Origin of the sequence: Pseudomonas sp. GD04019 (assembly GCF_029837695.1) — a bacterium.
Lineage (GTDB): Bacteria > Pseudomonadota > Gammaproteobacteria > Pseudomonadales > Pseudomonadaceae > Aquipseudomonas.
This window is the reverse complement of record NZ_JAOEEA010000006.1, coordinates 38,261-60,837: the sequence shown is the minus strand read 5'-3', so window position 1 is coordinate 60,837 and position 22,577 is coordinate 38,261. Positions and strand designations below refer to the sequence as shown.

Below are 22,577 nucleotides of genomic sequence, written 5' to 3'. Positions count from 1 at the left end.
CAGAATCTCTACAGCCGGCCGTGAAGCTCGGCTTCGCCGATGGCAGCAAGCAGGATTACAGCGAATCTTTCCAGGCTGAGGCGGTGGCGCCCAGCCTGCAGCTTACTCAGCTGGCCTTCGATATGGAGGAGGGTGGTCAATATCTGACCGCCAGCTTCGAGGCCTCTGATGAAGTCGATCTCAGCTATCTGAGCATCTCTCTGACGGGCCTGCGTGCCTCGGATCTGCGAGCGGCTGGCGGTGTGGTCAGCCAGGCGGAGCGCAAGGCGTTTCTGCGCATGGATGAGGTGAGGCGGGTATTTCCGCGGGTGGATGGTCAGAGCAGCTTCAGCCTGCGTCAGCGCATAGAGCCGGCGCTGTCTGCAGAGGAGATCTCTCGTAATGCCCTGGTCATGGTTCAGGCGACCGCCGTCGATGCGTCTGGGAACCAGCGCAGCTTCTCTGATGTGCGCACGACCGGCAGCAGCGTCGAGGAGGGCGTGCGCGGTATCAGTGTGCAGCCGGGCAGCCTGCTATTTACTGATGCGCTGCAGTCGGCGCGGCTAATCCCTGAGGTCGACTTCGAGTTTCGCGGGCCTACGCCGCTGCCCGGGCTGGGACACGGCGTCAGCTATCGCTCCTCCAATCCCGACAAGGTTTGGGTAAGCGCCGAGGGTGTTGTCTATCCCATACAAGAAACCGCCAGTGAGGCGGTTTTCGTCTATCTGAGCTACCCAGGGCTGGCTGAGATCAGCATGCCGGTGCGGGTCGATTTCAGCCGCCGGCTGACTGCTCTGCGTTTTGCGGATCAGGCCCTGGATCAAGCGTTGGTGCTGCCTCGACTGAACAGTTTCGAGAAGCTGCCGCCGCTTCTTGCCGTATTCGATGACGGTAGCGAGGCGCCGCTGGCCGATAGCCTGGCTTTCGAGCTGCAACTGCCAGTGGGTAGCGATGCGGTTCTGCAAGTCAACGAGGCGCGCGCCCTGTTGGCCAAGGCGCAGATCCCCGAGCAGAATCCTCTCAAGGTCAGAGCGCGCCTGCAGCGTTACCCGGAGATTGGAGTTGATCTGCTGGTGGCGGCACAAGATGCAACGCCTACGGTAGAAATGACTCCGGAGGCCACTGTCGCGGTAGGCACGGTTCTGGAGCTGACGGCCAAGGCTGGCGACGATGTCGGTATCAAGAGTGTCGAGTTCTGGCTGGATGATGCCCTGGTCGGACGTCGCCTCACTCCTCCGTATGCCCTGAGTCTGCCCATCGAGCAAGAGTTGGAAGGGCGTAACCTGCGCGTGCGGGCCGTGGCCTACGACGACAGCGGCAAGAGCCAGAGCACGCCGGAACGTGTTGTGCGTGTCGTGGCGCAGAGCAAGCCGCAGGTACCGGCCTTCGTGTTCGAGGCGCCAGTCGATGCTCAGCGCGTGATCGAGAACAGCCGGGTACGTGCCACCATCAGTGCCTATCTGGGCTCGATGATGAGTGGCAACTACCAGAGCGGGATTAGTCAGGTCGAATTCTTCATGGATGGGCGCAAGGTCGGTGAGAGCCGCTTCCCTGCGTTGGATCAGCGGCCCGTGGCTAGCGATCCCAAGGAGAAAGAGCTGTTCGAGCTGTGGCAGGCCGATTTGCCGATACCGGACATCTCTGTGCGCGAGACCAGTATCGGGCTTTCCGCCCGCGTGCACAGTCGCAACGGTGGTGTGAAGGATGCTTCGACTCGTTTGTTACGTGTTCTGGAGAACCAGAAGCCCATCGCGCGCCTGACCCAGCCGGCCGCTGGCAGCCAGGCGACTGTTGGGCAGACCGTTGCCGTTACGGTCGAGGCCAGTGATGACACCCTGGATGGTGGTACGGACATCTTCCTGCTGGTGGATGGCGTGGAAGTGCAGTCGTTCCATCATCAGGTGGATAAGTACGACGGCAATTCATTCGGCATGCGTAGCGTCAGTCATACCTTCCAGCTACCTATTAAGCAGGAGTGGCTTGGGCGGACTCTCGAGTTGCGCGGTCAGGTGTCCGACCAGCACCAGCAGGTCAATCGCTCCGAGCGGCTGCTGCTGCCGGTCAAGGGCGATCAGATACCTACAGTCGCACTCAGCTATCCCGTCGAAGGTGCCCACCTGGTCTCCGGGCAGCCGATCGAGCTGCGTGCCAACGCGACCGATGATCTGGCTCTGCGCCAGGTGGATTTCTACGTCAACGGCAAGCTGGTTGGCAGCGATCTGAAGGCGCCTTTCGCAACCATCTATCAGACTCCGGCTGGCATTGAGAACGAGGTGCCGCTGGCGGTACATGCCGAAGCATTCGACAGCGCAGGTCAGCTGGCTCGTAGCCCGGTGGTCAATGCGACGCTGGGCAAGGACGAAGATGACCCGGTCATCAACCTGGCCTCGCCGAGCATCACGGTCAGTGATGCGGGCGCCGATCTGGCTCCGGTTGTGGAGAACAGCACCTTCGTTCTCAAACTGACCGGCTACGACAATGTGGGTGTCGAGCGCCTCGACCTGTATGGCGTGAAGAAGCAGGATGGCCTTGGCTATGTACTTACCGGTGATCTCAACGACAAGCTGAGCAGTGTCGATGGCGATCTTCTGGTGCAGGCCATTCCCGGAGCGCTCAAGGCCTTCTCCACTTTGAAGGTGGTTGCTGCGCCGGTATTCAAGCATCTCGATGGTGTGCGCTACGACCGCTACCCGATACGTGCGGTGGCCAGCGACAAGACGGGCAACGACTCCGAACTGGAAGTGCTGATCGGCATCGAGGACGACAGCAAGCCGGAAGTGCGGGCAATCAGTCCGAGCCAGAGTCGACTCTACAGCCAGGACACTCTGGCCGCAGATGTCGTGGCTCGTGATGATCGTGCCGTCCATGCCCTAGAAGCGAGCCTATGGCTGGAGGGTGGTTCGGCTCCGCTGTGGGAGCGACGTATCGATGCGCAAGCCGGGCTGATACCCGGACCGGAAACCGTCAACAAGCTGAGCATCGATCTGAAACCGCTGGCGCTAGGTAATCAGGAGCGCAACCTGCGCCTGCGTATCGCTGCCGTGGATGATGGCGGTCAGCGTGGTGACGTCAAGGAGATACCTCTGCAGATTGTGGCGGACACGCTAGGTCCGCGCCTTGCTGTGGTTTCGCCGATCCAGGGAGCGCCGCTCTACGTTGGCAATACGGTGCAGATGAAGCTTCGCGGTGTTGACGACACCAAGCTGGTCTCCATGCAGGCCTTGAGCGAGGGGCGGACGCTCTACAGCAATACCAACATTCAGGGTGCCAGCTTCGAGGGTTCTTTCTCGCTGCAGGTGCCATCCGAGGGTGATGAGCTGGTTATCGAGCTGCGTGGCCGTGACCAGTACGGCAACGAGGCCGAGGTTACGCTGTGGCGCTTCGACATCGAGCGCGATATGCCGCCGCAGCTGAGCGTACGCCTGCCTGCTCCAGGTGCGCGGCTGTATGAAGGTGAGGCCTTTACTGCCCAGGTGCTGGCCCTGGATGACCGCAAGCTGGAACGGGTCGAGTTCTTCCAGCGTCAGGGTAGCCAGACCAAGATACTGCATACCGTCCAAGGCACCGATCAGAACCTGGTGCGTGAAGGCTATGCCAGTGCCGCTCTGCGTGTGCCGACTCAGACTGATCCGGCCATTGTCATGGGCGCGCGTGCATTCGACAGTGCCGGACAGAGCAGCGAGGCGCTGTTCGACATACAGATCATCGACGATGTCGAGGCGCCGACTCTGCAGCTGAACAAGCCCGTCAGCGACTTCAGTCTGGAGCCTGGCAAGAGCTTCGATGTACAGGGCAGTGCGGGAGACAACCGTTTTATCGAGGCGGTCGACGCCATCCTGATTGACCCGCAGACCCATGAAGAACACGTTCTGTCCTGGGAGATGTTCGGCCGCAAAGATCGCGTCGAAACCATCAAGGTTCCCAACCCCGGCACGCTGGGCTCGATCATTGCCGGTGAGCGCTTCTTCACCGACTTTAACGCTCGGCTGCGCCTGTCCGCCGTGCTATCCCGCCGTTATGCCGGCCAGGTCGTCCAGCTGGTCTTCCGCGCTCGTGACCGTGGTATCAACGAGGGGCGCACCGCGCCGATCAATCTGCGGATACTGGCCGATGAGACCGGGCCGAGCATTACCATCCAGTCGCCGGCCGAAAAACTGTTCGAGCGCCAGGCTGCAGAGCTGAAGGTTTCGCTGCAGGATGAGACCGAGGTGGATTCGTACGAGGTCCGCCTGCTCGATGATCTGGGGCGCGACGAGGTAGTGGTGAGCGCCAGTGGCGTAGCCAGCGCCCAGGTCAGTATTCCCGCCGCCAACGGCACCAATCCATTGGTACTGGACCTCGCTCGCTATCGTCCGACGAGCGAGCCGACGGCTCTGACGCTGGTAGTGAAGGCCAAGGATCTGCTGGGCAACGAGAGCCAGCAGACTCGCCGTTTGCTGATTCATCAGGATCAGGCGCCCAAGCTGACCTGGCGTGACGGCTCTCCTGCCGAACAGCAGGAGCGTGGTCAACCTCTGCGTGGTGTCTTGCAGGTAGAGGATGATTACAGTTCCAGCCAGTCGAAGGACGCCATCGATCATCTACTGCTGATCAGCTCGCTGCGTGGTTTGGGTCCTGTGCGGGATCTGCGGGGGCTGTCCGTCTATGACAGCGCTCTGCTTCGCAATCGAGCTCGGATCGATTTCGCATACCCCGAAGCACAAGGCTGGCATGGCCAGTTGCTTTTGAATGGCAAGCCTTACCTGAATGTGCAGGAGGGGCGCCTGCTGCTCAGTGGTGGAGACGAGTCGCGCGAGCCGAAGAAGCTCAAGTTGGGCAACCAGACCATGAGCTGGAGTGTGGAGACACATTCGAGCCATCTCTGTCAGGTGCGTCCTGAGAGTCGCGAGATCCAGGCGGTCAATGGTGAGCTGGACCTGAGTGCGCTGATCAATACAAGCACTACGCGTCTGGTGCTGCGTCCCCGTTCAGGGGTTCCGGGCTTCATTCGTGAGCTGCAGTTCAGCCTGCAGGAGTCCCAGGCCGCTGATCTGCAGAATGCCGCCGGCACCAGGGTGCCGGGGCGTTATGCGCTCACTGTGCTTCTGTTGGATGGTAGCGACACTGCATTCCTGCAGCTCGCGGGCAGCGGTTATCAGAACTCTACCAAGGCGAGCTACTCGCAGCTCATGCCGATCCCGGTCGAGGGCAGCAGTGCCAGCGTGGCCTTGGTCGGTCACGCGGTCGACCGGCTCTCGGTAGAGCGTGGAGTTCAGTCGCTCCAGCCGCTGTTGCAGCAGCCATTGATCCTGGACGAGCAGGCGCCCTCCTCGAAAATTCTGTCTCCTGCGCCCGGCACCGTTGTCCTGCCGATGCAGCAGCTCGATCTCAATGTCGAGTTTGGCGACGACAGCAAGGCGCTGAAGAGCCTGCGTCTGTTGGAAAATCGTAGCCGTACAGTGCATGAGCTCGGAGTGAATCTCGGGCAGAAGAGCTGGGTGCTGCCCTATCGCGTGCCGAAGCCTCTCTCCAGCGGTGAGCTGGAGCTGACGCTGATTGCGGAAGACTGGAGTGGTCGCAGTAGCGAACACAGCATGGTCTATCCGCTGCAGGCCAACGAGAAGCCCGAGCTGACCATCAAGGGTTTCAACACCTATCTGGTCAGTGGCGAGTACAAGAAGGCGATAACCGAACCCTCGCGCCTGAACTATGGCGAGTTCTGGGTGCGCACCAACGAGCGCTTCCGCCTAGATACCCATCTGCGCGACGACGCCGGCCTGTCCTCCTTCAAGGTGCTGCGCCTCAAGCGTGATGGTTCGCTCGGCGCCGTGGTCTACAGCCGCGATTTCCCTGCACCTTGCCCGAGCACACCACCACTGCAGGCCGGAGACAAGGCGGAGATCCAGTTCGATCAGACCGAGCCTACCGAGTATCGCATCGAGCTGACGGACACTTACGGTCATGTCAGCCAGCGCACCATGCTGATTCACCCGCTGGTCAACATGGTGCCGGAGGTGCGTATCACGGCGCCGGCCGAAGACCAGGACATAGCCGCCGGGACCTTCCGCATTCGTGTCGGCCTGGTGGCCGCCGATGATCGCCTGCTGACACCGAACAATCTCAGGGTATTCGCCAATGGTGTGCCGCTGCCGGTACTGTCTCAGAGCGACCCCGTCGCAGCAGGCGGTGAGCACGCCATCGACAGTGCTTTTGCCAGCATCCATGACAGTTTCCAGGCGCACTACAACGCGTCCATGGCCGATGACTTTGGACGCAGAAGCAGCCCCTACGCGCTGCAGCGCACCTTTATTCTGGAAGTGCCGCAAGGCCTGATCCGTCACAACGAGAAGCTCAAGCTGACGGCACAGATCACCGACTCCGATGGAGCTGTAGGTCTGTCCGAGCGTGAGTTCAATGTGGCAGCCGACCTGATCAAGCCCGAGGCTCTGATCAAGCGCCCGCAAGTCGGTTTCGGTGCTATCGAGGACAGTGACTTCACTCTGACGGTACAGGCCTATGACAATGTCAAGGTCAACCGACTGCTGATGTCCAGAGCCTATGGCGTGCTCAAGCGCGACGGCACCTACGTCAAACAGGATTTCGTGCAGCAACGAGATATCGCCGGTATTCCTGCCGAGGACTACGAGCCGGTTACCACCCTCAACATCGATACGCCGGAATACAACCAGGTTCTGCATGTCGACCGCCTGCACCAGATTCTCGGTAGCTTCGGTCTGACTCATGACGACGTCAGCCGTGTCGATCTCTGGGTTCGGGTCGAGGCCTTCGATGTGGCCAACAGCCAGGCCCGCGAGGTGAGCTTCCCGGTACGGGTCGACGAGCGTCCCGTTCTGGATGTGATCGAACCCTTGGCCGGGGCCAAGGTGGTCGAGGGCAACCCGCTGTATGTCAACGTCAAGGCTTTCGACGACGTCGCCATCGAATATGTGAACCTGCGGGCCACCTATGGCAATGGTCAGGCGCCTTACGAGATGCGCCTGCGCGCTGCGCCCTACAACTTCTCCGTACCGGTACCGGCGTTCGATGCGGCGAATCCGGCTGCCAATCGTGTGCAGCTGAGCATCGAGGCGGTGGACAACTATGGCGTCGCCCATGGCGATCTGGATGCCCACCGCGCCGAGGAGGCGCTGGAAGTCGAGATCGTTCAGGACCAGGCCCCGAGCGTCGTCATCGGCACGCCTAAGGACAACAGCGAGACCGATGAGGGCCAGCTGATGCTGGTACAGGTCAACGCGGTCGACGATGTCGGAGTGGATCGCGTGGTGCTGAACGTCGCCGGTCTCAAGGGCGGCGACCGCAGCCTCACCGACATGGTCTTCCCCTATGAGTTCCTGGTCGAGATTCCCTATGGTCAGGCCGGCACGGACCTCCAACTGACCGCCAGCACTCTCGAGATGCGTGCATCTGGTCAGCCGCGCAGCGTATCCACGGCCCGTCCGGTACGAGTCAAGGTATTCAAGGACACCAAGGCGCCGGAGATGCTGGTCAAGTTGCCGGTCGCGACCGGTGCCAGCGTGTCCGAGAAGCGTACTCTCCCGTATCAGCTGGAGGTCAGCGATAACGTCCGGGTAGGCTCGGTCAGTCTGGGGCTGTATGTCGATCGCGACAGCAACGGTACCTATGCCGACAACGAGCGGGTCATGGACCGCATGCTGATCAGTCAGCCTTTCATCGGCAGCATTCCGTTGAATGCCATTGCCGATTATCTGGGGCGTACCGACAACCTGCCCGAATCCCTGCCGATGCAGTTGCGGATCACCGCGCGCGATGCAGCGGGTAATGAAACGCGTGAAAGCATCATCGTCACCCTGCGGCGTAACCAGCGGCCGGAAGTTAATGCGATCAAGCTGCTGGATGCGCGTGGCTTCGCCATGGGGCAGGTGACGGAAATCACCGAGGGTCGCGGCCTGGTGGTGCAAGTTCAGGCCAACGACCCGGAAGTCGGCGTGCAGAACGCTTCGCTCTTCTATTCCATAGGTCCGGCCGATGCTCAGCCGGAGTTCCAGGCACTGGGCGTGGATTCGGCAGCCCCCTTCCAGTTCCATTTCAAGGTGCCGAATGAGCGCGTTGGTCAGGTACTGCGCTTCCGCGCCCAGGCCCGTGACCTGGATGGCTATGACTCGGTCATGGTCGATCTGCCGGGCACTCTGACCATTAAGGCCGACCAGGCGCCACAGGCGCGCATCGTCAAGCCGGACAATAACAATAGCGTGGTGATCGACGGCGAGGACGTGGAGGTCTTCGTCGAGGCCTTTGATGATCTGGGGCCGGAGGGTATCGACCGCGTCACCTTCTATGTCAATGGCCTACCGGTTTACAGCAGTGAGCAGAGCTATGGTCAGCAGACCGGCAGCTATGCCCAGGATCATGTCTATCACGCCATGATTCCTGCGCCCGCGGGCGTGAATGGTTTCACCGTGCAGGCAATCGCCTACGATCAATTGGGTCAGTCCGGGGCTTCGCAGACCGTGCGTATCGGTCGTCTCGAAGACACCGTGGTTCCTCGCGTATCGGTACTCGCGCCGATCGACAAGGATGTGCTGACCCAGAGCGAAAGCCTGCGTGCAGTGGTTGGCATCGAGGACATGGGCGGCGCTATCCAGGAAGTCAGCATGCTCTGGCAGCGCCAGTACCAGACCGAGAGCGGCGAGTGGAAGGTGGCTGACGAGTATCCGCTCAATCTGTTCCGCGACGACACTCGCGTACCGGGTGACAAGACCCCCGTGAGCCAGCCCGACAAGCACTATTTCGTCTACTGGGCCGACTTCAGTCAGGGCAATGTGCTGCGTCGTACCGGGCTGCGTAACGAGCGCCTGCACGTGCTGACCAAGGTGGTAACGCCCAACCACACGGTCAAGCGCGACACCTATCACGAAGTGGGCTGGCCGCTCAGCGAGCGCCGCTTCATCGCGCCGAACCTGGGCAACCAGCAGGCCGCGAAGACCGTGCACTACACCGCGGTGGACCAGTACCGCTCGCTCGACCGCAGTGGTGCCATGATGGCGGCCTGGTCCAGCGTCGATCCTCTGCGTATCGAGCAAGGCCTGGGTCTGCTGGAAAAAGGTGAGCAGAGAGCGATGCCGCCTGCTCGTACTGGCATCTTCATCATGGACGCCGTAGACGAGACGCAGAGCAACCAGAGTGGCGACTTCTTCGCCTACTCGCCGCTGCTCAACGGCGCCGCCGAAATGTTCAGCGGCAGCATCGGCGAGCTGCTCTCGGACGAGAATATTGTTCTTGCATCCAAGTCGGGCCTACCCAATGGCAAGTGCGGTGAAGACACGCCAGAGTGCTCCTTCATCAGCAGCATGGAGCAGGAGATCCGCAAGGACTGGGTCGGTGGTGACCGCCCGAGCGAGGGGACCGGGGCGCTCTATCTGGACAACGATGCCGGCGAACTGCTGCTCTTCGGGCAGAAGAACGGCGACGGGCAGTTCGGACTGCCCTATCTGTTGATGGGTCGTGTAGACATGCCCTATCCGGATGTCTATGGCCTCACCCGCAGCGGCAATCTCGTGCTGGTTGCCAACGGCAATGGCGGCGTGCAGGTGATCGACATCAGCAACATGACCGCGCCCTATCACGTCGGCTACATCAAGCCCAACGGATTTACCCGCGACGTCAAGATTCGTGGCCACTATGCCTATATTGCCGCCTCCGAAGAGGGCGTGGTGGTGGCCGACCTCAGTACACCAGCCATGCCGATCGTGGCGCGCATCGATACCCTGGGTGTGGCCAACCGCTTGCACCTGGTCGGTAGCCAACTGTTCGTTACCGACATGGCCGGCAACGGCGACAGTGCCCGGCTGTCGCGTATCGATATCAGCGAGCCGGATCAGCCGCGTCTGGCTCAGGTCGTCGAAGTTGGCCCGCACCGTCCTGACCAGGCTGCCGATGGCCTCTACGACGTACATCTGTCCGGCAACCTGGCCTATGTCACCCAGCTGTTGTCCGACCAGTCGGATAGGCCGACACAGAGCCTGGTGCAGATCATCGATCTGGCCAGAGTCGGCGAGAGCGGGTTGGACGCCAGTGTGCCGGTCATGCTGCAGCGCAACGCCACCACTGACAATTTCGCCGTACGCGGCGTAACACTGGCTCGTGGCGGCATCCAGGTTGCTGCGGGCAAGGGTGGTATCGGGCGTATCGATCTGCCGGCCCTGACGGTCCTGCAGCACAGCCCGCAATATGGCGAGAACGATGTCAGCACCCAGCTGCCAGCCATCCTGATCGAGCTGTCTGCCGTTGTGCCGGACAGCACGGTCCTGGGCGACTACCTGCAGGTGCTCGAAGGCGATGCGCAGATCGGGCGCGATATCACCGCCCAATTCGACCTGTCCTTCGCTGCTCGCGGTACCGACGTGACCAAGCGTCGTATCCAGCTGACCCGCAAGGAAGGCCAGAATCTTCTGCCGCGCCAGCGCTACTTCGTGCGTGTGAAGCAAGGACTTACACCGATCACCGGCCAGCCCATGGCTGCCGACTATCTATTCAGCTTCACCACCGCGCCGGCCGATGCCCTCTACCCGGATATCCAGAGCGTCTGTACCCGCGAGAGTCGCGAGCGTGGTGCCTGCGTCAACGTTGGTGATGTGCGTGGTGGCACAGAGCTGATCGTGCGTGGTCGCCACTTTGGTGACCAGCCGCGCCTGCTGGTTGGCGGCGAGCCGTTGGTGGTCGAGCGGCGTGAGGTGGATGCCGAGACCGGCGTGGTGGCGCTGTACGCCAAGACCGTGCCGAACTATCCAGGACCGGCGACGGTCATGGTGCAGACCGAGGGCGGCCTGACCGACACCGTGCTGGGCGGTTTCATCTTCGTCGATGAGCTGTCGATCTCTCACCTGACCCCTGCAGTGGTACGAGCCAAGCAGAGCGGCAGCAATGATCGCGTCGAGCTGGTGGGCAAGGGCTTCCATGCCGGCATGACCCTGACCGCCTACAAGAGTGGTGACCCGGATAGCGAGCAGACCTTCAAGGTCGGCTCGGCCGAGCTGCGCCTGTACAGTGGCGAGCGCATGAGCTGGGTGGTGCCGGACCTGCGTGATGACGAAGGTGGCGGCTATCGTGGCTTTATCGATATCGAGCTGTCCGATGAGCTGGGTCGTCGCTACATCCAGCGCAATGCTCTGTTCTACGGTCGCCTGCAAATGGATCGCGGCCTCGAAAGCGAACCGCCGATGACTCGCAAGGAAATCGAGGATCGGCTGAAAATTCTGGAGCACGGTGGGTTGACCGACTATGTGCCGGACCCGCTGAAGCTGCCGCCAGGAAATATTGTCGACCTGGCCGTGGATAGCGATCTGCGCATGGTCTACGTGCTGGGTCGTGGCGAGCTGGGCTCAGGTGTGCCTACGCCAGATAAACTCAATACCCTCGAAGAGTTCCAGCACCTGTACGCACCGGGTTGGATCAGTCTGGTCAAATATGATCCGGCGCGCATCGATCAGGCCGCCCCGCGTCACGGTCTGGGTTACTACAACCTGCCCCAGGACCTGCAACCCAGTGCCATGGCGCTGGCCGAGAAGCAGCTGTATGTGGCCGCGCGGGGCTACAAGTTCCCCTATCTGGATACCGAGAACGAAGACCGCAGCTTGCTGCTGGTCTATGACCGCGAGATACGTGATCCAGAAGACCTGACCGAGCAGCCGCCGGGCAAGGATCGCGGCATCCGTTTCAGCCTGCCCCTGCCGTTCACCGGCGTGGTGGAGAAGGTTGTGGTTCATCAGGGCTTGGCGCTGGTAGCCAGTCGCCAGGAAGGCGTTGCCGTGGTCAGCCTGGCCGATCCGCTGCGGCCGAGCGTGATCCGTCGTATCGCCCAGGCGACCCTGAATGGCCAGAGCCAGAATTTGAGCGACGTGCAGGATATCGCCGTGATTGGCGACACCCTGCATGTGGTCAACGGCACACGCCGTGTTGCGTTCGACCTGAGCAAGCCGTCCCTACCGCAACTGGGTGATGGCAAGGCCAGTGGATTCTTCGGTCTGAGTGCCGATGGCAGTCGTTATGTCGGTAGCGAAGATCTCAAGCTCTACGATGCCAGCCGGCCTGCCTACATCCGCGAAGTGGGCGCCTACGAACCCGGTGGTTTCAGCGTGCCGGGCGCCAGCAGGGGTATCCATGCGCAGGCCACCACCTGGCTCGGCTTGACCACGGCTTCCACGCCTGGTGAGAAATGCATGGAGTCTCCGGGAGGCTACCTGGGCTTCTACGATTTCAGCCGCCCGGACAATATCGGTCTGCTGGACGCTCTAGTGCTGCCTGATCGTTGCCTGAGGCGGAACAGCGGGTTGCTCAGCAAGACCGGCAACAGTCTTCCATTGCTGGTGACCGACCATGGCGTCGGTGTGTTCGCCCTTCAATTCCCGAACAGCAAAGGCGCGACGATTTCCCGCTTGGGCATGATCGATCTGCTGACGTTGGAGCTGGTCGGTAGCGTGCCGCGCGATCAGGGCGAGGGTGTGCCACTGGACAGCCCGCTGGAGCTGCGCTTCAGCCGCTCGCTGGCGCATTACGATGACGACGAGCTGCGCGATTACCTGCAACTGCAGCGCGATGCCCTGACCGGGCAGAGTCCTGAAGTCGTGCCGTTCGCCATCGAGCGCAGCGCGGACCAGCGGACTCTGCGCCTGCTGCCGGAGCAGACGCTGGCTGCGGCCAATGGCTACCGCATTGTGCTCAAGGGCGATCTTGCCAGTCGTAGGACCCGCGGCCTGATGGAGCACAGCGTCCGCTTCCGTACGGGCCTGGCTACAGGCCCGCAGATCGATATAGAGAGTATCGTGCCCGGCACGCTGGATATCGGCGGCGGCGAGCTGGATGTACTGCTCTCGGGGAACAGTGGCCAGCCACAGTTCAGCCTGTCCGGGCAGGTTGCATCGGCAACGCTGGTCGAAACCCTGCTGGACGGGCGTGCGCGCTATCGCGTTCAGGCTCCGGCCAGCCTGCCGGGCCCTGCCAGCATGCAGGTCATCGCCGGTAACGGCAGCAAGGCGTCGAAAGTCGGTGCTGTGCAATTCGTCGAGCCGCTACTGGTGCGTTCGCTGAGCCCCAATCAGGGTTCGTTCAATGGAGGCACTCGCGTCCTGATCAAGGGCCAGGGTTTCCGCAGCGATCCAGGTGCCATGTCGGTGCTGTTTGGCGAGATGCCAGCCGAGCAGTACAAGGTGCTCGACTCCGAGACCATCGAGATCATCACTCCAGCCGGTTCGCTCGGTACGGTCGATGTACTGGTCAAGCTGAATGGCAATGGTCAGCAGGGCATTCTGCGCCAGGCGTTCGCCTATCAGCAGTCGCCACAAGCGTTGATCCGTGACAAGGGGCGTGTCTACGACCTGGCTCTGGACCCTACTGGCAGCTACCTGTTTGCTGCGCAGGGTAGCGCTGGTGTGCTGGTGTACCGAGTCAACGCCGGTGATCAGGTGGTCAACCCGGATACTCTGCTGGGGCTGATCGATCGCAATGGCGACAAGAGCGATGATCGCATCGTTTCCCGCGTGACCCTGCCGAACCAGTTTGTTGCCCTGGGTGTGGAGCCGTTCTTCGAACGTGGCAGTGATCGCGCCTATATCACCGGCGTGCGCCTGGATAGTAGTGGGGCGCCGATTGAGGCTCGTCTCTTTACCGTGGCCTTCGACCAGATCAATCCGGTTAACAGCACGATACTCGGCTCTCTGGAGCTGCCCAGTAATCTGGTGCGTGGCCTGCGTGTGCGCAATGCGCGAGTATTGCTGGGCATGGGGGGGGCTGGTGTTGGCATAGTCGATTCCTTCCTGCCGAACAAGACCTACCTGGTCGAGAATCTGGCGACCGAACCGAGTCTGCCGTTGCTAGATGTGGCCACCCAGGATGCTGCTGCGGGTGATGCGAGCATCCTGATTGGGGTCGGTGGCAACTTCAGCGTGAATAGCAACCGGCTGACCACCCTGGAGGCCAACGGTAGTGGCGGCTTCTATGTGTTCCGCCAGGACAAGGCACAGGGGCTGCGTCAACTGTCCCGTCTCGACCTGCCGGGTACCCGTGTTTCTCTGCAGGGGCGCTTCGCCTATGTGGCTGCGGGTGCCAGCGGTGTCGCAGTGGTTGATCTGCAGGACCCGAGCGCGCCGCGTATCGTCGCGCGAGTCAATGACATCGGTTATGCATACGACCTCGACTTCAACGGCAACACCCTCTATGTCGCGCGCGGTGACAAGGGCATCCTGACCATCGATGTCACCGACCCGCTGCGTCCGCAACCGGGCCGCAGCATGAACGCCCCGGCGGGCGGCAGCATCGAGAGCGTAGTAGCGGATGCCTACTCGGCGCTTGGCGGCGGCGTAGAAGCCAATGGTAGCGTGGTGCAGGTGATGCCAGACGTGGTGCTGCGTCTGCACATGGTGGACCCGCGCAACGGCATTCTCGACCGCCAACCCGATGGTAGCCTGCAGGTCATGGCCCGCTTCAGCAAGGCGATCGACCAGTATCCGGCCAACCTCCAGCATTTCAGTCTGCTGGGGCCGCAAGGCGATACCCTGAGCGCAACCACGCAGATCACCAGCAATGATGCCAAGCTGGTGCTGGATAGTGCCAGCGCCGCTCGCCTGCAGGCGGGAGATCGCCTGACGCTGCTGGTCAAGGCGGGCTTGGTATCGGTCAAGCCGATTCCCGGCAGGGAGCCGCTGGTTCTGCAGCGTCTGGCGCAGGATCAGCGGGTTTCCATGATCTATCGTGGTGCGCGCACCGATGCCCTGTCGATCGAGGCCGTTGTGCCCAGGAGGGTGGCGCGCGATCAGGCCAGTCTGGTGACGGTCAGTGCCCGCGGTGTGCCGGAGAACCTCGCGCAGGTCCACATCTATGTAGGTGACCAGGCGGTGCAGATCGAGAGCGTCAGTCGCGAAGGCGAGACCGCTCCGGCTGTGCTGACTGTCAGTGTTCCAGCGTTGCCAAAGGCCGGGCAGTACAACCTGACGATGGCGGCGGTGCGCGATGGTGTTGTCCAGCAGGCAGTCCTCGAAGGTGCATTGCTGGTAGATGCACCAGTGCGCCTGGACGAGCTATCGCCGCTTTGGGGGCCAGTCGGTGGAGAAACCTCGGTCACCTTGCGTGGCGACGGCTTCGAGCCCGGCAACAGTGTGATGGATGGTCTCAAGGTGCGCTTCGGTGGCATGCCGGTTGGCCGTATCGAGGTACTGTCGAGCACCCGCATGCGGGTGACCTCTCCGCGCGGAGCGCCGGGCAAGGTCGAGGTATTGGCCGAGGATCGCTACGGCAACCAGTCCCGCCTCAATGGCGACAAGAGCTTTGGCTACGGCCTGCGCAAACTGTCCGAGCTACATCCATCGCTGATCTACCCCAGCGACCTGTGGATCGATCAGGAAACCGGCGTGGCCCTGACCAACGGTGGCCATATGACCGACGGATATGGTCAGTACAAGCTGCCCATCGGTGGCTGGTTGCCGGAAAACTATCGCGCCGCCGCCTTCTCCGTACAGAACCCCAGCCAGCCGCTATTGGTCGGTGGCTCGCCGGCGCTACCGAGCGACTCGCGTCGCATCGATCTGAAGATGCAGGCGATGGCAATCAATGAGCGCATCGCCAGAGCGTTCATGTCTACTGGTAACTGGGAGCCCTCGCCGGAAGAGCAGAGAGTCCTCAATGTTCAGGCTGCCCAAGATTTCCGTGTGGGCCTCGATTCGCTGCAGATCCAGCCGACCCAGGAGTGGGAAGAAAATACCTGGCGCAAGCGCCTGTATGTCGCCAGCGGCCTGGGTGGTGTAGCCCGCCTCAACCTGGATGAGCAGAACGGCCTGCAGGTGATTCATGAGGAGGTGCTGACTGCCCCTGTCAGCCGCGTGCTCAAACGTGGCGCTGGTCTGTTTGCTGCTGATGCCTCGATAAAAGCGGATCCACCAGACAGTAATACCTGTGCATCCAGGATCGGCGAGTCCCTCCCCGACTCGCTCATGGCCCTCAACTACCGCGATGGCGAGGATCCGATCCGGCTCGCATCCGTCGGCATCAAGGGCAGCGGTTTGCTGCGTCTCGACGATGGCTGGCTGATGGCCGGTGGTGTTATTCGCAGCGCCGCCTGGGTGAAGTGCCCGGGTTGGGACGAGTCGCTGGTACAGGCGAAGGACGGTACTGCTGGCAGCATCGAATCGGTCAACCTGTTCGATCCGGCGCAGAAGCGCAGTTACGACTTCACGGCCAATCCGCAGGATGCCCTGGTTTATGGTCGTTACCTGTTGGTGGCGCAGGGTAGTAGCGGTCTGGAAATCGTTAATCGGGATCAACCGCTGGAGCGTGTGCGCGTCGCGCTGGGTCAGCAGTTGCAGTCGGCTGCTGGCCGTGGTCTGCGCCTGCATCTGGCCGGCAGCCTGTTGTTTGTGGCAGCCGAGAGCGGTGGTGTAGTGGTCTTGGACATCCGCGAGCCGCTGCAGCCACGAGTGGTTTCTGCGGGTAACGAGGAGCGTATCGAAGCACTGGATCTGTTCAATAACCGCTTGGTCGCGGGTTCGGGTAAGAAAGGTCTTACCCTGCTGGAGCTACCAGGTGCCGTTGTGATGAACGCCAGCGTGCAGCAGGGCGGTATTCTGGCCTCTGGTGAGCAGGCGCTGCAGCTGACCTTCAACGAGCCGGTGACCCTGGAATCGCTGCGGGCCGAAGGGGCTCTGCAACTTCAGGAGCTCTCTGATGGTGCCTCAGCCATGGCGGTTCCTGTCGTCGAAGCACTCAATGGCGATGGGCAGTCTGCCAGCCGAGTCGCACTGCGCTTTGCGCCCAAGTCAGGGGCACAGCTACGCCTGCAACTGAACAGCGCGCGCAACCTGCGTGGCGGCGGCCTGTGGGCGCCCTTCCAGGTCGACTTCCGCACCGCCCCTGAGAACGCCAGCCAGCCGCGCATCAAATTCCTGGAGAATGCCAGCTTCCACCGCGGCTCCCAGGATACTGTGGTGATCCACGGCTCCGGCTTCTCGCAATCCGTGAAGGCATTCATCAACCAGTATCCGATACAGGTCCAGAGGGTCAGTGCCGAGCGCCTGGAAATCGCTGCGCATGCGCTCGATCTGCTGCCGCTATCTCCGGGGCAGTGGCATCTGCGTCTGGATGATGGCGGCCTGCGTGATGACTATCTGGGTGCTCTGTTGGTCGGCGCGGAGCAGCCGCTGGAGCAGGTCAAGTTCACTATCTCGCCAGACTCTGCCGGCAAACAGGGCGGCCAGACGGTCAGCATCGCAGCCAGCCATGAGAGCCTGATGCCGGGCACCCGTGTGGTGCTTCGTGCCCGCCATGGCGACACCGAGATCTATACCGGCCGCAACCCCGTTGTCGAAGATGCCGGTGTAACGACCATCGATTTGCAAGACAACGTGATCACCCAGAGCAGCTTCACGTTCACCTTGCCTGGCGTGATCGATCCGGATATCTACGACATCTTCCTGCGCATCCCCTCGGGTGCTGCCATCCGTGAAATCAAGGTCGGCTCGCTGTCCTACACTCTGCCGAAGGGTCTCGGTGTAGTACTGCCGAACTATCCGCCCATGCAGATCGGTGCCGCTCAGACCATCGAAGATCTGCTGTTCGTTGGGGTCAAGGGTGGCGCTCAGCCTACTTCGAGCAATCGCTTCCTGATGCCGGGTGGCATGGAGATCTACGACATTGGTCTGTGGGAGCGGCCGATTCGTCTGTCCCAGCTGCGCCTGGACGACCCGGTCCTGGGTCTGGAAGTGCTGGACAAGGCAGTCTATCTGGCCAACGACCGTCGCGGCGTCAGTGTTGTCGATACCAACAATCTCAATCAGCCACTGCTGGTCTCCACCCTGTCGCTGCCGAATCACCGAGCACTCGATCTCGCTATCGAAGTCGAGCGTCGGGTGCTGGCGGTGGCCGCCGCCAACGATTTGGGTACTGGTTATGTGCGCTTCCTGCCGTTGGGTCGTGACGAACTGGGCGCTCCGGCCTCCCTGCCGAACATTGCTTTCGACGGCAGCCTGCGTGCTGACCTGCTGGGGGCACCAGTCGATGTGCAGTGGCTGAACGGCGAGCTGTACGTGCTGTTCTTGCGTGACAAGCAACTGCATCTGGCGAGCTTCAAGGACTTCGGCGAGCGCCTCGACTATCGAGTGCAGGCGATCGAGCGTGGCACCGTCAAGGTGGAGTCTATTGGTCAGGCCCTGCTGCTGCCGTCCCTGCAGGTGCAACAGGGGCTGATCAGCGTTGCCACTGGCGATAGCTATCTGCTGCTCGAGGCCAATGCTCAGGGTCAGTACGAAACCATCTACTGGCAAAAGGGTAGCGGCGAACTGCTTGGCATGGGCGGCCAGATCATGCAGGACAACGGCAAGGGCGTTGAGATCAATACCCAGCCTTATCTCGCCGTGGCGTCCAGCACCCCGGGCAATGGTGCGGTGATCGGCGTCAACGAGACAGTCCGCATTGCCTTCAACAACCTGATCAACAGCGATGCTGCCCATCTAGCGGCGGCCATGCGTGTGCTCGATGGTGAGGGCCAGCCTCTGGCAGATGCCGCCTATGAATTGAGCGGCAGCAATACCCTGCGTGGCGGCCATATCGAATTGCGCTTCAAAGGCGACTACCAGGGCCGCCTGCGTATAGAAGTCGGACAGAACCTGCTGGATCTGCAGGGTCATGGCCTGCGCCAGCCGTTTGTCCTGCAACTGGAGCGTCGTGTCGGTCAGCGCCCGCAGGTGAACCAGGTGCAGCGTGAGGTCGATGGCGTTGCGGGTCTGCATTACTTCCATGCCACAGGCGGCGAAGTTGCCCTGCTGCGAGGTTCGGGCTTCGGAATAGCGGCTGAGCAGCTGGTGGTGTGGATAGGCGAGACCCGCCTGCTGCCTGAGCAGATCATTGGCGTTTCGGATCAGGAACTACGCGTGCTGGTACCGGATCTGCAGCTGCGTGGAGTCAGCGCCTCGTTGCCGGTCAAGGTCGAGCGCTTGGACCAGAACCTAGCCTACATCCGCCAGGGCGCCATTACCGTGCTGCCGCAGATCGAGATCGACGACCTGCAACCGAAGACCGGTCCTCCCCAGGGCGGTAATCTGGTGACCTTGCATGGCCGTGGCTTCAGCCATCACATGAAGGTGCGTTTCGCGGGTGCTCTGGCTGGTGATCTCAAGGTCATCAGCAGCAATCGCGTCGAAGTTCGCGCACCGGCTGGCAGCTTCGGCAAGGCCAAGGTCGTGGTGGAGAACCTGCTGTTCCAGAACGAGCAGACCGAAGCACCGGTGGAATACTTCTATACCGGCGTGCCGACCGGCTCGGTCAACCTGCCGCCAGAAGTGGCTGCACCGGTTTCTGCCATCGCCCGTCTCGACAACGCCGACTCCCAGCTGCTCTATGCCATTACTGGCGGCAGCTTCGACAAGCTCGACCATCAAGGGCGGGTGTCGCGCATCACCAGCAAGGATGCCCGCCTGATCGTGGCCGATATCAGCGATCCGGTGCACCCGGTCATCCTGACCAAGCAGTTCCTCGACAGCGAGAAGTACTACCACTACGAAGCCAGCCTGACGCCACGTGGCTTCGTCGACATGACCATCGCGAACAACCAGCTGTTCGTGGCGGGCGCGCGCAAGCTGATCCAGTTCGACCTGACCCTGCCGGCAGAGCCGGAGCGCATCACAGAACTGGATCTGCCAGCCGAGATCAATGCGCTGGCCAGCGGTGACGGCCTGATCTACGTTGCCTATCAGCAGGGTATCCGTATCTATCGCCTGACCAACGAGCTCAAGCTGATCGACCTCGGCCTGCTGGACAACGCCAAGCTTGGCGGCGCTCCTGGCCGTCTGCGTCTCGCCGGCTCCAGCCTGTGGCTGACCCTGCCGGAGCAACGGCAACTGGTGGAGATCGAGCTGGCGAGCGGCGAATACCGCGTACAGCGTCGCGTCGATGCGCGCAGTGCGGCGGGTTACAGGTTCCGTCCGGAAGACGTGCTGGTGCTGCCGGAGCAGCTTCTGGTGTCCAGTGGTGACAGTGCCACCGTGCAGCTCTTTGCGCTGGATAGTGAGACCAGTGCCAGCCCGATCACCGATCTCAAGCTGGCTTATCTGGTCAGCCGTGGCGATCTGTATGCCGGCCAGATGCAGTTGGCCGGCCAGACCCTCTATGTGGCCGGTGGCCAGGGCGATGTGCAGTTGTTCGACATTTCCCCATGGCTCAACGGCCAGGTACGCGAAAATATCGGGCTGCGCGACTACTTCAGCGTACTGGGCAACGTCTCCAGCCTGTCGCTGGGGAGCCAGGCTCTGTATGCCGGTAGCTCCTTCGTCTTCGTCAACGGCGAACCGCGCGAGAACCCGCTGGACGATCTGTCGTCCGCCACCCAGTTGGGCGGCAGCCTGAACACCCTCGTCTATCAGGATCTGGCGATCCTGTCGCAATCCCCGCGCCTGGCGGGCCGCCTGCCGCGCAACAGCGCGATCGAGGTGCAGTTCAACCGCCTGCTGGACAACCAGCAGCTGCGTGACCAGGGCGCCCAGCTGGTACAGCTGCGCCTCGATGGCGTAGTGGTCCCGAGCCAGATTGCCCAGGCGGGTGTGGGTCGCCTGGTGATTCGCCCGAGTACGCTGACGGCGGGCAAGCAATATGAAGTGGTGCTGTCCGGCGAGCTGCGGGACCAGCAGAAGCGCAGCCTGGGACACGACTACCGCTTCCGTTTCATTGCCGATAGCGAAGAGCAGCCACAGCTGGATAGCCTGAGCCCGCGCCAGTCCAGCTGGCGAGGCGGCGGTGAGGCCATCCTGCGTGGGTATGGCTTCGGCGAGAGCCTGATCATCGAGGTGGGTGGCCTGCGCGTGCCGGCCAGCGACATTCTCTACCGTGACGAGAACGAGCTGCGCTTCCGCCTGCCCGCCCTGAGTACTTCGCCGAACAGTAACCTGCTGGTCGGCCTGCGCCTGCGCCAGGGCGGACAGGAAGTGTTCCAGGCTGCCGCGCTGACCTATGTCGCTGACCCGCGGATCGACGTATCGGGCGAATACAACCGTACCAGCGGCACTCTGGCGGCGAGCAACAAGCGCTTTATCTTCAACGCCGGTCAGACCATCGGCCTGCAGGGGCGTGGCTTCGGTGAGGCCACCCAGGTGCGGGTGAACGGCCTCCTGCGCAGTGACGTCCGCCTGGAGCGTTCCGACCTGCTCAGCTTCGTCGTGCCGGACGACACCCTGGGCACCCTGAATGTGGAGCTCAGCAACCAGGGCTTCGCCAGCGATGTCGCCGCGGACACCAGCCTGCGAGTCAATCTGCCGTCGCAGTTGCAACTGAAGGAGGTATCGCTGTTCCGTCGCCAGGGCGATCTGATGCTCACTGCGAACCTCAAGAACCTGCAACTGTTCAGTCTTCGTGATGGCAGCAAACCGCAGTTGCTGGCCAAATGGCAGAGCGATGCCGATGCTCAGGACATCGCATTGGGCGATGGCTATGCTGCTGTTCTCGACAAGAATGCCCAGATCAAGACCTACGACCTGAGCAACCTCTATGCACCGCGCCTGCTGACATCACTGCCCAACAGTCGGAAGGTTGCCTATCAGAACCTGGAGCTTGCCGGTGACCTGTTGCTTGCCAAGGCAGGTACCCGCGTATTCCATGGTCAGGTGCAGGGCGCCGAACTGCAGGAACTGACCCTCGACACCCCTGCGGATCTGGTCCAGGTGGAGCTGGACAACCGTGCCATCTACCTGCTCTACAAGAACCGTCTGGAAGTGCGCAGCTCCCGCGATCCGCAGCAGGTGCTCAGCCGCCACAACCACACGCTGAATGCCGTGCAGCGCCTGTGGGCGGATGGCAGTCGCGTCTACCTGCTCGGTGGCAGTTCGCTGCAGGTGCTGCATCGCGCCGCCCTGCTGCGTGGCCGCGGTGACCCCCTGCTGGGAGAAGTGGGCGTAGGGGCTAGCCCGGTTACCGCGCTGGGCGATCTGCTGGTACAGCAGTCCGGATCCGACCTGCAGGTATACGACCTGAACCTGGACGCGCCCTACGTGCTGAGCCGCAAGCCGGTCGCCGTGGTGCCTGCCAGCGCCCAGATCGATCAACTGGAGATGCATGGCAACCTGCTGGAGTGGCGCAGCGCCGGCTCCTATGCCAATGCCGTGCTGCCGCTGAACAACGTCTGGGAGGTTGCGCCGGAGAGCCTGGCGGCCGCGGATGAGCCGATCGGCCTGCGCCTGAATGGCCCGGGCTTCGCCTGGCAGACCGCCACCACCCGTCTGAGCGACCTGGGAGGTGCATCGATTGCCGCCGCCTCGCAGGTGCAGGGCAGCGAGCTGCGTACGGTACCTCAGCAGGCAGCATTCGAGCCTGCCGGCCTGTATCGCCTGAACATCGAGAGCGCACCGCTCGACTGGCTGCAGGGTGGCGAAGTGAAGTTCGACCTGCCCTGGCTGGTGGACTCTGCGGACTTCTTTGGCACGACGCAGGTGCGTCTGGATGCGTTGCAGCCTAACCGTGGCCTGGCCGGTCAGGCAGGCAGCTATGTATTGCAGGGCCGCCAGCTGCAGCTGATCGACGAGCTGCAGATCGGCGAGCGGGTACTGGGCCGTCAGCAGCTGCAGGTCAATTCCGCCGGCGACCAACTGCGCTTTGCTGTGCAGCTCGATCAGGCC

General features: G+C 62.1%; 1 protein-coding gene (cut by a window edge). It reads left to right on the top strand.

What is annotated here, in order from left to right; all coding sequences use genetic code 11:
• Positions 1–20 precede the first annotated feature (20 nt).
• Positions 21–22,577 carry the 5' portion of an Ig-like domain-containing protein gene (locus tag N7607_RS11055; RefSeq protein WP_279867831.1) on the top strand. It continues 19,953 nt past the right edge of the window, so only the first 22,557 of its 42,510 coding nucleotides appear in the window; it begins with the start codon at positions 21–23; the stop codon falls past the right edge of the window.